Origin of the sequence: Halorubrum sodomense, assembly GCF_900111935.1 — an archaeon.
In the GTDB taxonomy this organism is placed as follows: Archaea; Halobacteriota; Halobacteria; order Halobacteriales; family Haloferacaceae; genus Halorubrum; species Halorubrum sodomense.
On sequence record NZ_FOYN01000002.1, the window covers coordinates 233,518 to 247,787 of the forward strand.

Sequence of the window (14,270 nt, forward strand, 5' to 3'; positions counted from 1 at the left end):
TATGAGCAAAGCAGACACAACCGACGCCGCGACAGACAGCGGTGTCATTCAGAGCGTGAGCGGTCCGGTCGTGACCGCCCGCGATCTCAACGCCCGCATGAACGACGTCGTCTACGTCGGCGACGAAGGGCTCATGGGGGAAGTGATCGAGATCGAGGGCGACCTCACGACCGTTCAGGTGTACGAGGAGACCTCCGGCGTCGGCCCCGGCGAACCCGTCGAGAACACGGGCGAGCCGCTGTCGGTCGACCTCGGCCCGGGGATGCTGGACGCCATCTACGACGGCGTTCAGCGCCCCCTGGACGTGCTGGAGGGCAAGATGGGGAGCCCCTACCTCGACCGCGGGGTCGACGCGCCCGGCATCGACCTCGAGGAGGAGTGGGAGTTCGAGCCCGCGGTCGAGGAAGGCGACGTCGTCGAGCCCGGCGACATCGTCGGCGTCGTCGAGGAGACGGTCACCATCGACCACAAGGTCATGGTGCCGCCGGACTACGAGGGCGGCGAGGTCGTCGCCGCCGAGGCCGGCAGCTTCGACGTGACTGAGACGGTCGTCGAGCTCGACAACGGCGAGGCGGTCTCGATGCACCAGGAGTGGCCGGTGCGCGAGGCCCGCCCCGCGGAGGACAAGAAGACGCCCCGGACGCCGCTGGTGTCCGGGCAGCGCATCCTCGACGGGCTGTTCCCCATCGCGAAGGGCGGGACGGCCGCGATTCCCGGCCCGTTCGGCTCCGGGAAGACGGTCACTCAGCACCAGCTCGCGAAGTACGCCGACGCGGACATCATCGTCTACGTCGGCTGCGGCGAGCGCGGCAACGAGATGACGGAGGTCATCGAGGACTTCCCCGAGCTGGAGGACCCGGCCAACGGCAACCCGCTGATGGCCCGCACCTCGCTCATCGCGAACACCTCGAACATGCCCGTCGCGGCGCGCGAGTCCTGTATCTACACCGGGATCACGATCGCCGAGTACTACCGCGACATGGGGTACGACGTGGCGCTGATGGCCGACTCCACCTCGCGGTGGGCGGAGGCGATGCGCGAGATCTCCTCCCGGCTGGAGGAGATGCCCGGCGAGGAGGGGTACCCCGCGTACCTCGCCGCCCGGCTCGCGCAGTTCTACGAGCGCGCCGGCTACTTCGAGAACATCAACGGGACGGAGGGCTCCGTCTCGGCGATCGGCGCGGTGTCGCCGCCCGGCGGCGACTTCTCCGAGCCGGTCACCCAGAACACGCTGCGGATCGTGAAGACGTTCTGGGCGCTCGACGCGGACTTAGCGGAGCGCCGCCACTTCCCGTCGATCAACTGGAACGAGTCCTACTCGCTGTACAAGGATCAGCTGGACCCCTGGTTCGAAGAGGAGGTCGCCGACGACTGGGCCGAGCGGCGCCAGTGGGCGGTCGACGTGCTCGACGAGGAGACGGAGCTGCAGGAGATCGTCCAGCTCGTCGGGAAGGACGCCCTGCCCGACGACCAGCAGCTCACCCTGGAGGTCGCGCGCTACCTGCGCGAGGCGTACCTCCAGCAGAACGCGTTCCACCCGGTCGACACGTACTGTCCCCCGGAGAAGACGTACCTCATGCTGACGACGATCCAGACGTTCAACGACGAGGCGTTCGACGCGCTCGACGCCGGCGTCCCGGTCGAGGAGATCATCGACATCGAGTCGGCCCCGCGGATTAACCGCATCGGCGTGCAAGAGGACTACGAGGAGTACGTCGAGGATCTCAAAGCCGAGATCAGCGAGGAGCTCCGGAGCCTCTACTGACCATGAAAGAGTATCAAACCATCACCGAGATCAGCGGTCCCCTCGTGTACGCCGAGGTCGACGAGGCGATCGGCTACGACGAGATCGTCGAGATCGAGACGGCACAGGGCGAGACGCTGCGCGGACAGGTGCTCGAATCCTCGGAGGACGTGGTCGCCATCCAGGTCTTCGAGGGCACCTCAGGCATCGACAGAGACGCGTCCGTCCGCTTCCTGGGCGAGACGATGAAGATGCCCGTCACCGAGGACCTCCTCGGGCGGGTGCTCGACGGTTCCGGCCGCCCGATCGACGACGGTCCGGAGATCGTGCCCGAGGAGCGCCAGGACATCGTCGGCGCGGCGATCAACCCGTACTCCCGGGAGTACCCCGAGGAGTTCATCGAGACGGGCGTCTCCGCTATCGACGGGATGAACACGCTCGTCCGGGGCCAGAAGCTTCCGATCTTCTCCAGTTCGGGCCAGCCGCACAGCGAACTGGCGATGCAGATCGCGCGACAGGCCAGCGTGCCCGAAGAGGAGGAGGGCGACGACGAGGACGGCTCCGAGTTCGCCGTCATCTTCGGCGCGATGGGGATCACCCAGGAGGAGGCCAACGAGTTCATGCAGGACTTCGAGCGAACCGGTGCCCTGGAGCGCTCCGTCGTCTTCATGAACCTCGCGGACGACCCCGCCGTCGAGCGGACGGTCACGCCGCGGATGGTCCTGACGACGGCCGAGTACCTCGCCTTCGAGAAGGACTACCACGTCCTCGTCATCCTGACGGACATGACCAACTACTGCGAGGCGCTCCGCGAGATCGGCGCGGCCCGCGAGGAGGTGCCGGGCCGACGCGGCTACCCCGGGTACATGTACACCGACCTGGCGCAGCTGTACGAGCGCGCCGGCCGGATCAAGGGCCGCGACGGCTCCGTCACCCAGATCCCGATCCTCACGATGCCGGGCGACGACGACACCCACCCGATCCCGGACCTGACCGGGTACATCACGGAGGGGCAGATCTACGTCGACCCCGACCTCAACAGCCAGGGCCTCCAGCCGCCGATCAACGTCCTCCCCAGCTTGTCGCGGCTGATGGACGACGGGATCGGCGAGGGGCTCACCCGCGCCGACCACGCGGACGTGAAAGACCAGATGTTCGCGGCGTACGCGGAGGGCGAGGACCTCCGCGACCTCGTGAACATTGTCGGTCGGGAGGCGCTCTCCGAGCTCGACAACCAGTACCTCGACTTCGCGGACGCGTTCGAGTCGGAGTTCATCGACCAGGGCTTCGAGACGAACCGCGACATCGAGGAGACGCTGGAGATCGGCTGGGACCTCCTCTCGATGCTGCCGAAGGACGCCCTCAACCGGATCGACGAGGAGTTCATCGAGGAGCACTACCGCGAGGACGACGCCGAGCGCGAAGTCGTCGAAGCGGCCGACTAACGTCTCGGCTCACTTTTCCCCGCGCAGTCGTACGTTACCCCTGAGCGGCGGCGTCGCCGCTGACGACGCGCACGCCGGCCCGCCGACCCGCCGCGTCTGAAAAGAATTAACCGCCTCGGAGCGGAACCTCTCCCCAAGATGGCCAAGGATGTCAAACCGACGCGCAAGAACCTGATGGCGATCGAGGACCGCATCGAGCTCTCCGAGCGCGGTCACGACACGCTCGAACAGAAGCGCGACGGGCTCATCATGGAGTTCATGGACATTCTCGACCAGGCGCAGGACGTCCGGTCCGAGGTCTCCGAGAACTACGAGACGGCCCAGCGCAAGATCGACATGGCCCGGGCGATGGAGGGCGACGTCGCCGTCCGCGGCGCGGCCGCGGCGCTGAAAGAACACCCCGAGATCACGACCCAGTCGAAGAACATCATGGGCGTCGTGGTCCCGCAGATCGAGTCCTCGAAGGTACAAAAGAGCCTCGACGAGCGCGGCTACGGGCTGCTCGGCTCCTCGGCGCGGATCGACGAGGCCGCCGACGCCTACGAGCAGCTGCTCGAGTCGATCATCCTCGCCGCCGAGGTCGAGACGGCGATGAAGAAGATGCTCACGGAGATCGAGACCACGAAGCGCCGCGTGAACGCCCTGGAGTTCACGCTGCTCCCGACCCTGTACGAGAACCAGGAGTACATCGAGCAGAAGCTCGAAGAGCAGGAGCGCGAGGAGATCTTCCGCATGAAGAAGATCAAAGCGAAAAAAGAGGAGGAGGAGAAGGAAGAGGCCGAAGAGGACGCCGCGGTCGCGGCCGCGGAGACCGAAGAGCCCGAGCCCGCCGACTGACGGCTCCCCGACCGATAGCCCGTCGCGCGTCGGCTCCCGAACCGCCATCACCGCTCCCGCGTCGGTCGCCGCTTCTCTCTCCGCCGTCGACTTTTACTCGGACCCGCTTGTAGCGACGAGCGTGTCCTGTCCACACTGCGACGCCGACGCGATCGCGTTCGCCGTGCCGCCGACGCTCCGTGAGCACGCCCCGGCCGACGCGGCCGCGATCTGTACTCGGTGTCTGCGGGTCGTCGCGGCCGCGGAGGCGGGCGTCGAAGGCGCGGCGGCCGAGGCGGAGATCGCGGACGGAGTGCCCGCGGATCCCGACTTCTCAGCGGTCGACCCCGCGTTCCCGTCCGGCGAGGCGGGCGTCGCGCTGGCGCTCTGCTGCGGGAAGCTGGAGTCGTTCGCGCTGAATCGGGCGTCGATCGAGGCGCTGATCGGCCACGCTGAGGGGGCGGGTGCCGACGCGTTCGCCTTCTTCGACCGGCTCGACGCGCCCGAGGCCGCGTTCGACCTCGACCGTCGGCGGGCGGCGCTCCGCGACGCGATTTAGAGCGGATCGGTTTTCGATAAAGTCGCCGTTGACGGTGGTCGTTTATAAATAAGCGACAGCGGATCGGCGGCGAACAGCTCCAAAGCCCCGGCCGCGAGGACGGCGCACACTCGTTGCGCTCCTCGCTCGTTCGCTCCGCTCACTCGCTGCGGTGTCGCCGGCGGCGGAGCCGCCGGCTTTCCGTGGCGCGTAGCGCCACGCTACTTCCGTCGCCGTGCTTCGTCCTCGCGACTGCCCCTTTGAGTCCCGCCCCGCACAGCAACCGCACCTCACGCCTCCCCAGCCTCGTCGGCCGGCCTCCGCTTCGCTCCGGCCGCCCGACTCCCTCGCGCGTGCTCCTCGCGCCCGTTGGACGCTCGGAGGCACGCGCCGACCGCACTGTTGTTTATAAACATCGACGCCACCCGCTCTCGGATATTTAAATATCACATCGGTCGCCGCTGTCTCGGTGCTGACCGGGATCTGTCCTGGTCGCGCCGTCAGAGGTCGACGCCGTCCGGGTCGTTCCACTCGTCGTCTTCGTCGTCGCCGTCGTCTGCTTCCGTCCCGGCCGGGCCGAGGCGTTTCTCGCCTTGGCGCGACTCGTGGACGGCGAAGCCGCCGGTGCGGCCGTCGTCGCCGCCGGCGTACGGGTCCTCCTCGGGGTCGTAGTCGAGTTCGTCGCGCTCGAAGACGTACGCGAGGAAGCCGAACAGCGGGACGACGAACGCGATGAGGGCCCACTTGCGCGGGTTCATGCCGTACTTGGGCGCGTCGACGTACGCGTAGGCGGCGAAGCCGACGAGCCACGCGAGCGGGACGCCGACGAGGATGACGGCGACGAGCGGCTGCATACCGTCGCTTCGACCGCGCGGTAATAAGCGTGCGGGCGGCGTCAGCGCCCCGCTCCGGCGCCGTGGAGGGCGGGTCGGCGGTCGGCGTCGCTCACAGGAACGGCCGCCAGTAGTACGGGCTGACGAACCCCTCGATGACGGCGGCGACGCCGAGTACGATTCCGATCCCGACGGTCACCCAGAAGGCTGTCGCCAAGGCGTCGGCGAACCGCTCTCGGCTCGCGCGGCCGCGGAACGCCCGCCACGAGACGGCGCCGAGGCGGATCCCGAGCGCGCCGGAGACGACGATCGCGGGGATCTCGAAGATCCCGTGGGGGACAACGAACGCGACGAGCGCGAGGAGGTTCTCCTCGAGGGCGGCGGTGGCGCCGAGCGCGAGACCGTTGAACGCGAGCGACGAGAGCGCGGGGACGGCGAGTCCGACACCGGAGAAGGCGGTCGCGATCGCGACCCCCCAGTTGTTCCCGAAGAACGTCAGCGCCGCGACGGGCGGAACGTGACCGACCAGTCTCGCCTCGATCGAGGTCGGGACCGCCCCGGCGAAGGGGGCCGCGGCCGTCCAGCCGACCGCGCCGAATCCGACCGCTACCGCGATCGCGAGCGCGTGGTGGCCCGGCGTCGACCGCACGAACCCGGTCAGTTCGCGCCACCCGCGCCGGAGCCCCCCGCCGAGCTGGGCTCTGACGCCCGCCTCGGGCGCCGAGACGGGGTCGACCGTCCCGCGGTAGTCCCCGTACAGGGCGGTCTTCAAGAGGTCGAGCGCGGGCGCGACGACGACCGCGCTGGCGAGCGCGACCACGGCGCCGCCGCCGAGGAACGCGACGCCGGAAGCGACCGACGCGACGGCGATCAGCGCGCCGATCGCGACCACGAGGTAGGCCGCGGCGTCGACGGGGTTCGAGCGCACGAAGCCGCCCGCCCCCTCGACGCCCCCGACCACGCCGGCGTCGTCGACGACGACGGCCACCGGCGCGAACGCGAAGAGGATCCGGACGAGCGCGAGGGCGACGAAGCCGACGAGGAGGGCGGCGACCGCGACCGCGGCCCCGAGGAACGGGTTCGCGAGGAACGCCGCGCCGACCGCGAGCGACCCGAGCGCGATCACGCCGATCCAGAGGAGCAGCTCGGCGACGTACAGCCCGAGGAACGTCAGCCAGCGTGATCGTGCGCCGGCGATCCCCCCGACGAGTCCGCGCTCGTCGCGGAGGCTCGCGGCGACGGCCGAGAGCTGACCGGCCGAGATGACGGTGTACGCGACCACGGCGAGGACGACCGTGACGAGCACGCCGGCGGCGAACAGGACCGCGACGGTGGGCGTCAACAGCGGTTCGAACGCGGGGGTCAATCCCTCCGCCCACGCCCGGAGCGCCGCCGGATCCTGGGTCTCCGGCGGCGGTTCGATCCCGCCTAGCGCGTCGCGAGCCGCCGCGAGCCGACCGGTCAGTTCGAGGTGGAGGTAGATCCCGGCGAGCGCGGCGAACGTTCCGAGCCGGGCGATCACCGGCACCGCGGTGCCGAGGAGGTAAAAGGGGAGGACGTCTGCGGGGCGTCGGCGGAGGGTCGCTGTCGCGGCCGTGACGGCGGCGGAGAGGTCCATGTTCCCCGATCGGTCGTCCGATACTTAAACACGGGAGTCCGGCGGACCGCCGCCGGACAGCGACGAGGAGCCGAGCTAGTCCCAGAACGACTGCGTGCGCGCGTACTCGCGCTCCTGACGGAGCACGTCGCGGTAGAACTCGTCTTCGTCCTCGCGGAGCTTGTTGATGATCCGGGCGGCGTTGTGGGGGCCGACGCCGCGGGCGGCTAAGGCGATCACCGCCCGCTTCCCGTGCGTCTGGACGAGGCTCGCGGCGCGGTGGGCCCGCTTGGTGCGGTGCTCCTGCTCGTCGTCCTTCTCGGCCGCGCGCACCGCGGCGACCGTCTCGTCGTCCCACGGGTTGAGCGCCGCGATCCGGGTGGAGCCGCACTCCGGGCACTCGGGTTGGTCGCGGACGCGCCGGACCTTCGTCGTCTGCTTCCAGTCCGCGCAGTGGAGACAGAAGAGTATCACCCGGTCGTCCCGGATGCGCTCTTTGACGGTCTGGATCACGTCGGCGTCGGCGTTGTCGGGCACGAGGAACTCCGTGCCGGCGGAGCGGCCCGCGGTGCCGAGCGGGGTGCGCTCGCGGGCGATCGCGAGGTCGAGCGAGTCATCCTGAATCCCCGCGAGCAGGTCGGCCGTCTCCGGCACCGCGAGGTCGGCGTGGAACACCTCGCGGAGCGCCTCGTCGTAGACTGGGGTGTCCTCGAGCGCCGCGAGCAGGCGGTCGCCGCCGAACTTCCCTCGCCCCTCCTTGTACCGCTTGACCGCGCCGAACTTCGCGGCGACCTGCGCGAGCGTGAACTTCAGCGCGTCCGAGTTCCTGACGGCGAGTTCGAGGTACGCCTCCAACCGCTCGGGGTCGGTGGTCTCCAACACCTCCCGGAAGTCCCCGACGCCGGCGTCGTGAGGCACCTCGAACTCGATCCGGTAGGGGTCGACGTCCATTCCCACCGACGAGCCGGCGCGCTGGCCGACCAAGGCCGCGAGCAGGCGCGCGAGCGTCTCGTTGACCTCGTGGCCGAACGCGGCGTTGACCGCGACGGTGCGCGCGCTGCCCTCGATCACGATCCGCTCGTCCGTGGGGATCGGGTGACCGGCCTCGACGTGGTCGACGACGGACTTCAGCGCGGCGGCGACCGTCTCCTCGTCGGTCGGATATCGCTCCGCGAGGTCGGCCGCGACCGCCTCCGGGGTGGAACCGGTGTCGAGCGCGGCCGCGGCCTCGCCGCGTACTCGGCCGACCTCCTCGGCGACCGGCTTCGGGACGGGGATCTCCCGGCCGACCCACGAGGGCACCTCGCCGGTCGGGTCGGGGATCGGGGTCACGTTCACGCGCTCCTCCTCCTCGTCGACCTCCGTAATCTTCCACATCTCGCCGCGCTGGACGAACGTCTCGCCCGGCCCGGCGAAGTTGACGACGAACTGCTCGTCGAGGGTGCCGATGCCCCGCCGCGAGGACATGTCGTACACCTCGTAGGTGGCCTCGTCGGGGATCATCGAGAGGTTCGCGTAGAAGTACTGCCAGGTGCCGCCGGACTTCTCGAGGGTGTCCGTCTCCTCGTCGAGCCACAGCAGGCGGTTCCCGTCGAGCTCGCGGACGACCTCCTGGAACTCCGGCTCCGAGAGGTCCCTGAACGGGTAGGCGTTCGTAACGGTCTCGTACGCCTCGCGCGCGTGAACGTCGCCCTCGTCCATCACCAGCCCGACGATCTGGTTCGCGACCGTGTCGAGGCTGCCGTGGTGGATGTTCGCCGGCTCGACGAGCTCCTCGCCCGCCCGCCGCGCGATGGCCATCGCTTCGAGCGTGTCGTCGCCCCCCTGCGTCACGACGGTCCCCTCGGAGACGAGGTCGCGGCGGTGGCCCGCGCGCCCGACGCGCTGGAGCAGGCGGGCGACCTCGCGCGGGCTCCCGTACTGGACCACGTGGTCGACGCGGCCCACGTCGATCCCGAGCTCCATCGAGGAGGTGCAGACGAGCCCGTCGAGCTCGCCCGACTTGAACCGGTCCTCCACGTCGATCCGGACCTCCTTCGAGAGCGAGCCGTGGTGGAGCTCGATCTCGGTAGGGTCCTCCGTGCCCTTATCTCGCTCCTTCTCCGCGAGCGTTTTGAACCGCGAGCCGAGCGCCTCCGCGGTCTGTCGCGTGTTGACGAAGATCAGCGTCGACTCGTTGTCCGCGACGATCTCCCGGATCGTTCGCACGTGGCTCGCGGTCGTCTCGTCGACCGCGAGCTCGCCCGCGAGCGTCGCGTCGCGGTCGGTGATCTCGGGGTCGCGGACGCGCACGTCCGTCCGCGTCCCGGCCGCGACCTCGACCGTCTCGAACGCGCGGTCGCCCTCGCGGTCGGGGTCGCGTTTCCCCGTTCCGACGAGGAACTTCCCGACCTCCTCGGGGTCGCCGACCGTCGCGGAGAGGCCGACGCGCTGGAACGGGCCCGCCACGCGGCGGAGCCGCTCCATGCCGACCGTGAGCTGGGCGCCGCGCTTCGCCGCGGCCAGCTCGTGGACCTCGTCGATTACGACGTGCGCCACGCCTTCGAGGGCGACGCGCATCTTCGAGCCGGTGAGGATCGCCTGGAGGCTTTCCGGCGTCGTGATGAGCACGTCGGGCGGGTCGTCGGCCTGCTTCGACCGCTCGTACTGCGTGGTGTCGCCGTGGCGCACCGCGACCTCGACGCCGAGCGTTTCGCCCCACCACTCCAGCCGGTCCATCATGTCGCGGTTGAGCGCGCGGAGGGGGGTGATGTACAGCGCGGAGATCCCCTCGCGGGGCGGGTCGCCCGGCGAGTTCCGGGCGTCGACGAGCGCGTCGAAGACGGGTAACATCGCGGTCTCCGTCTTCCCGGTGCCGGTCGGGGCCAGGACGAGGGCGTTCTTCCCCTCGGCGAGGGGCGGGATCGCCTCGCGCTGGGGCTCGGTGGGCGTGGTGAACCCCCGGTCCGAGAGCGCCTCGCGGACCTCGCTCCCGAGGTGCGCGAACGCGTCCATCCCCGAGGGTTCCGCCATGCTGTGATCGTCTATTGTTGGGCGCTCGGGCGATTAAGCCCGTCGCTCCACGAGATTCAGACGGTTGACCGCGCGGCCGAGCGCTGCCGTCGCCGGAGGGGTCGCTCGCCGATCACTCGGCGAGCGGCAGCTTGACGACGAACACGCTCCCCGTCGGCTCGTTGTCCTCGATCCACACGTCGCCGTCGTACCTGTTGACGAGCGTCTTGACGAGGTACAGGCCGATCCCGGTTCCGCCGCTCTCCAGTCCCTTCTCGCCCTCCTGAAAGATCTGCTCTTTGTGATCGTCCGGGATTCCGGGCCCGTTGTCGGCGACCGAGACGCACACCGCGTCCTCCGACAAACCGGTCGAAACCGTGATCTCGGCCACCTGCTTGTCGTTGTGGACGACCGCGTTCGTCAGCAGGTTCCGGAACACCGCCTCCAGCAGGCCGTCAGCCAACACCGTCACGTCCGGGATCGATCCGTTCACCGTGACCGTCGCGCGGTCTTTCTCGGATCGGATCCGTTCGATCTGCTGGTTGAGTTCGGTGCGGAGATCGACCGGCTCTTGGTCGGTTCCGACCTGTAGCAACACGTCGGTGACGTCCCTGGCAGTCTCCGTGATGTCGGCCGCCTGCTTCGCCGCCCCGATGACCGTCCGCGCGTACGTCCGGCTCTGGTCGTCCGGTAGCGAGTCCTCGAGCAGTTCGGTGTACGACGTGACGACCATCAGCTGATTCCGGATGTCGTGGCGCACGACTTGGTTGAGCAGCATGAGGGTGTCTCGCTGCTCTTCGAGCGTCTGCTCGTACCGCTTGAGGTCGGTGACGTCGCGGGCGTATCCCAGAACGGCGTCTTCACCCGTTTCCGGCACCCTGTAGGGGATCTTCACCGTCTGGAGGATGCGCGTTTCGCCGTCCGCCGTCGTCAACGTCTCCTCGCCGACGTTCTTCGGTTCCCCGGACTCGATCACCTCCAAGTCGTCCTGCCGGAACGCCGCGGAGTCGTCGGCGTCCGGGATGATCTCGCCTTCGGACTTCCCCTCGACCTCGTCCGGCGTCAGTCCGTACGCCGCGGCCGTCGCCTCGTTCGCCAGGAGATACTCGCCATCGCGGTTCTTCACGAACACCAGGTCCGGCACGAGGTCGATGACTGTCCGTAGCTCCTCGCGCGTCGACTCAAGGGCCATCTCGTACCGCTTCCGCTCGGTGATGTCTTGAAACAGTCCGAGCGCGCCGACGACCTCCCCCGCGTCGTCGAACTGCGGATCGCCGACCGCCCTGACCCACCGGGTTCGTCCGGTCGCCGTGACGATCCGCAGTTCGAGGTCGTACGACTCGCCCTCCTCCGTCAGCCGCTCGAACGCCCGTTCGATCGCGTCCCGGTCGTCCGGGTGATAGAACTCTATTCCGTCTTCTAGTTCCACCGTCTCGTCGGCCGGCACCTCGTGGATCCGGTACACCTCGTCGCTCCACGTGAGCGACTCGTTGACCAGGTCGACCTCCCACCAACCGATCGACGCGCTCTCTTGGGTGCGCTCGATGAGGGCTTGCGTGCGCTCCAGCTCCGCCTCTCGCCGCTTCTGGTCGTCGATGTCGAGGTGGATTCCGACGGCCCGAACTGGCTCCCCGTCGTCGTCGCGCTCGACGACCCTTCCGACGTCGCGGATCCACTTCCACTCGTCCGCCGCGGTTCGCATCCGGTGTTCCGTGTCGTAGTACTCCGTCTCGCCCGCCATGTGTTCAGACAGGGCGTCTTCGACCGCTGCGAGGTCGTCGGGATGGACACGGCGTTCCCACGCGACGAGGTGCGGCTCGATCTCGTCGGACGAGTGACCCAGCATCTCCGCCCACTGATCGTTGAACTCGACCTCGTCGGTGGTCATGTCCCAGTCCCAGACGCCGATCTGCGCGCCCTCGACCGCGAGTTTGAGTCGGTCTTTGATCTGCTGGAGGGTTCGCTCCCGCTCTCTCTGTTCGGTGATGTCGGTCGAAACCCCACACACTCCCCGGATCGATCCCTCCTCATCGTATACGGGAGACTTCCGCGTCAGTCGAACGCTCTCCCCGGCGGGCGTCGGGACCGTCTCCTCGATCTCGATCTGCTCACCGCCTTCGATCACTCTGCGGTCGTCCGCTCGGGCCTGCGCCGCGACGGCCTCCGGAAAGAGGTCCTCGTCGGTCATTCCGACGGGGTCCTCGTCGATGTCGAACACGTCGCGGCACGCCTGGTTCATTAGGAGGTACCGCCCGTCGGTGTCTTTCAGGAACACCGCCGCGGACATCGTCTCTAACACCGTCTGGAACCGACGGTACGTCCGCCGGTGTTCCCGCTCGCGTTCCTTCTGCTCCGTGATGTCGCGAGCGACGCCGATGATCTGCGTCACCGTTCCGTCCTCCGTGACCGGCGTCAGCTTCGTCTGCCAGTCCGTTGTCCCGGCCGGGAAATCGAGCCGCTCTTCGTACTCGATCGTCGTCCCCTCCTCGACGCACCGGCGGTAGTTCGCTTCGACCGCGATCCCTTGTTCGTCCCCGAGGAGCTCCCGCGGCGTCTGCCCGAATATCGCGTCCTCGGTCAGCCCGGTCTGTTGCTGGTACGCGGTGTTGTTCTGCTTGAACGTGAACTCGTATTCGCCGTCCCTTCGCACCACGTCAAGGAGAAACATCGCGTCGTCCGCCGCTCGGAACATCGCCTCGTAGGCGTTGGTCACCCGGTCACCGTCCGTCCCGGACCGACCAGCTCCGTCGGCTGTGTGTGACTCTCCTCCCATTGGCTCTCTTATACTATCTACGCCACCTCGACTGATAATACTGCGGATGTCAACGGCGGAACCCTCTCGTCAGTCGACCCCGGCCGCGGACTCCCACGTTCCGCGCCCGCTAGGTCACGCTGTCCTCGCTCGTCGCGTACTTCTCGTGCGCGCCGCTGTCGAGAATCGCTTCGATCTCGTCGACGACTTCGAGCACGTCGGCGAACGAGGTGTACGGCGCGGCGGGACAGACGCGCACCACGTTCGGCGGGCGGAAGTCGACGACGACGCCGCGGTCCTTGAGCGCCGCGCTCAGACGCTCGGCGTCGGAGTGTTCGAGTGCGACGTGGCCGCCGCGGGCCTCGTGGTCGCGGGGCGTCCCGACCGACACCTCGGGGAGGCGGTCGTCGACGAGGGCGATCAGGAAGTCGGTCAGCGCGAGCGACTTCTCCCGCAGGCGCTCGATACCGGCCTCGCGCAGGAGCTCCACGGATCCCTCCAGCGGCGCGGCCGAGAGCAGCGGCGGGGTTCCGATCTGCCACGCGCCCGCGGAGTCGGCCGGGGTGTACGTCATGTTCATCTCGAACTGGGTCTCCTTCTCGTGGCCCCACCACCCCGCCAGCGCGGGCGTGAGCCCGTGGTGACGCTCCGCGACGAACAGCGCGCCGATCGACCCGGGGCCGGCGTTGAGGTACTTGTACGTGCACCAGACAGCGAAATCGACGCCCGCGTCGTCGAACTCGTGGGGCACGGCCCCCGCGGAGTGCGCCGCATCGAAGCCGGCGTACGCCCCCGCTTCGTGGGCGGCCGCCGCGATCCGCTCGACGTCGAACAGCTGGCCGGAGCGGTACAGCGCGGTCGGCATGAAGACGATTCCAACGTCGTCGTGCTCTTCCAGCGCGGCCTCGACGTCGCGAGAGTCGATCGTCCGCCCGTCGCGGCTCGGCACGACCCGAAGCTTCCCGTCGGGGTCGATCCCCCGGTGGCGGAGCTGCGCCCGGATCGCGTAGTGGTCGGAGGGGAAGTCAAGCTCGTTGACGAGGACGGCGGGGTCCGTGGCTGTGTTCCAGTCTCCATCGGCCGCCCTGAATCCCTCGTGTTCGGGGCCGTTCCCGGCCAGCAGTTCGTCGAGGAAGGTGCCGACGAGCGTGTGGATGTTCACCGTGATCGAGTTGCCGACGACCACTTCCTCGGGGCCGGCGCCGACCAGCGGCGCGAGCGCGTCGCCGAGCCGTTCGCCGACATCGAACCACGGCGGGTCGGCGTCGGTCCACCCCGAGATGAGCAGGTCGCGCCACTCGTCGACCACGCGGTCGAGGCTCGCGAGCGCGGCGTCGCTCGCGGGCCCGAGCGAGTTGCCGTCCATGTAGAGGGCGTCGTCCGGAACGTGATATCGGTCCGCGAACGAAGAGAGCGGGTCGGCGTCGTCGAGCCGCGCGGCGAGGACCGCGGGGTCGGCCGCCTCGCTCTCGGCCGTGGAACCGTCACCGAGCCCGTCGCCGGCGAGAGCTTCGCGGGCGGGCGCGTACGGGTCGTCCATACGGGAAGGGACCG

The 14,270-nt window shown here is 68.9% G+C and carries 9 protein-coding genes; 4 read left to right on the forward strand and 5 right to left on the reverse strand.

The window, feature by feature from the left end; translation table 11 throughout:
- Position 1 precedes the first annotated feature (1 nt).
- From BM286_RS06100 to BM286_RS06115, 4 genes are all read left to right on the forward strand, one after another.
- On the forward strand, positions 2-1,765 hold the full coding sequence (locus tag BM286_RS06100; protein WP_092920697.1) for an ATP synthase subunit A: 1,764 nt from the start codon (positions 2-4) through the stop codon (positions 1,763-1,765).
- 2 nt (positions 1,766-1,767) lie between these two features.
- Positions 1,768-3,189 (forward strand): V-type ATP synthase subunit B, encoded by a 1,422-nt coding sequence (locus BM286_RS06105; protein ID WP_092920698.1) that lies wholly within the window; start codon positions 1,768-1,770, stop codon positions 3,187-3,189.
- 138 nt (positions 3,190-3,327) lie between these two features.
- Positions 3,328-4,026 (forward strand): V-type ATP synthase subunit D, encoded by a 699-nt coding sequence (locus BM286_RS06110; RefSeq protein ID WP_092920699.1) that lies wholly within the window; start codon positions 3,328-3,330, stop codon positions 4,024-4,026.
- A 121-nt stretch (positions 4,027-4,147) separates the two neighbouring features.
- Positions 4,148-4,564, forward strand: a complete 417-nt coding sequence (locus tag BM286_RS06115) for a DUF6276 family protein (protein ID WP_092920700.1) — start codon at positions 4,148-4,150, stop codon at positions 4,562-4,564.
- Between the two features lie 479 nt (positions 4,565-5,043).
- Here BM286_RS06115 and BM286_RS06120 read toward each other — a convergent pair whose 3' ends face one another.
- The 5 genes from BM286_RS06120 to kynU form a co-directional block, all read right to left on the reverse strand.
- The gene (locus BM286_RS06120; protein ID WP_092920701.1) at positions 5,044-5,397 is read right to left on the reverse strand and encodes a hypothetical protein; all 354 of its coding nucleotides are present in this window, start codon (positions 5,395-5,397) and stop codon (positions 5,044-5,046) included.
- Between the two features lie 91 nt (positions 5,398-5,488).
- Entirely contained in the window at positions 5,489-6,994 is a 1,506-nt protein-coding gene (locus BM286_RS06125; RefSeq protein ID WP_092920702.1) for a stage II sporulation protein M, read from the reverse strand.
- Positions 6,995-7,069: 75 nt separating this feature from the next.
- Entirely contained in the window at positions 7,070-9,985 is a 2,916-nt protein-coding gene (locus tag BM286_RS06130) for a DEAD/DEAH box helicase (protein ID WP_174548994.1), read from the reverse strand.
- Between the two features lie 112 nt (positions 9,986-10,097).
- Complete coding sequence (locus BM286_RS06135; RefSeq protein ID WP_092920703.1) at positions 10,098-12,737, reverse strand: PAS domain-containing protein; 2,640 nt, start codon at positions 12,735-12,737, stop codon at positions 10,098-10,100.
- Between the two features lie 109 nt (positions 12,738-12,846).
- A complete protein-coding gene (gene kynU / locus BM286_RS06140) occupies positions 12,847-14,256 on the reverse strand; it encodes a kynureninase (RefSeq protein ID WP_092920704.1) in 1,410 nt (469 codons plus the stop codon).
- Positions 14,257-14,270 lie beyond the last annotated feature (14 nt).

Bases quoted from the DNA above. Each gene is read 5' to 3' on its own strand.
- BM286_RS06100 (WP_092920697.1), top strand. From the start codon at position 2: ATGAGCAAAGCAGACACAACCGACGCCGCGACAGACAGCGGTGTCATT.
- BM286_RS06105 (WP_092920698.1), top strand. From the start codon at position 1,768: ATGAAAGAGTATCAAACCATCACCGAGATCAGCGGTCCCCTCGTGTAC.
- BM286_RS06110 (WP_092920699.1), top strand. From the start codon at position 3,328: ATGGCCAAGGATGTCAAACCGACGCGCAAGAACCTGATGGCGATCGAG.
- BM286_RS06120 (WP_092920701.1), bottom strand. From the start codon at position 5,397: ATGCAGCCGCTCGTCGCCGTCATCCTCGTCGGCGTCCCGCTCGCGTGG.
- BM286_RS06125 (WP_092920702.1), bottom strand. From the start codon at position 6,994: ATGGACCTCTCCGCCGCCGTCACGGCCGCGACAGCGACCCTCCGCCGA.
- BM286_RS06130 (WP_174548994.1), bottom strand. From the start codon at position 9,985: ATGGCGGAACCCTCGGGGATGGACGCGTTCGCGCACCTCGGGAGCGAG.
- BM286_RS06135 (WP_092920703.1), bottom strand. From the start codon at position 12,737: ATGGGAGGAGAGTCACACACAGCCGACGGAGCTGGTCGGTCCGGGACG.
- kynU (WP_092920704.1), bottom strand. From the start codon at position 14,256: ATGGACGACCCGTACGCGCCCGCCCGCGAAGCTCTCGCCGGCGACGGG.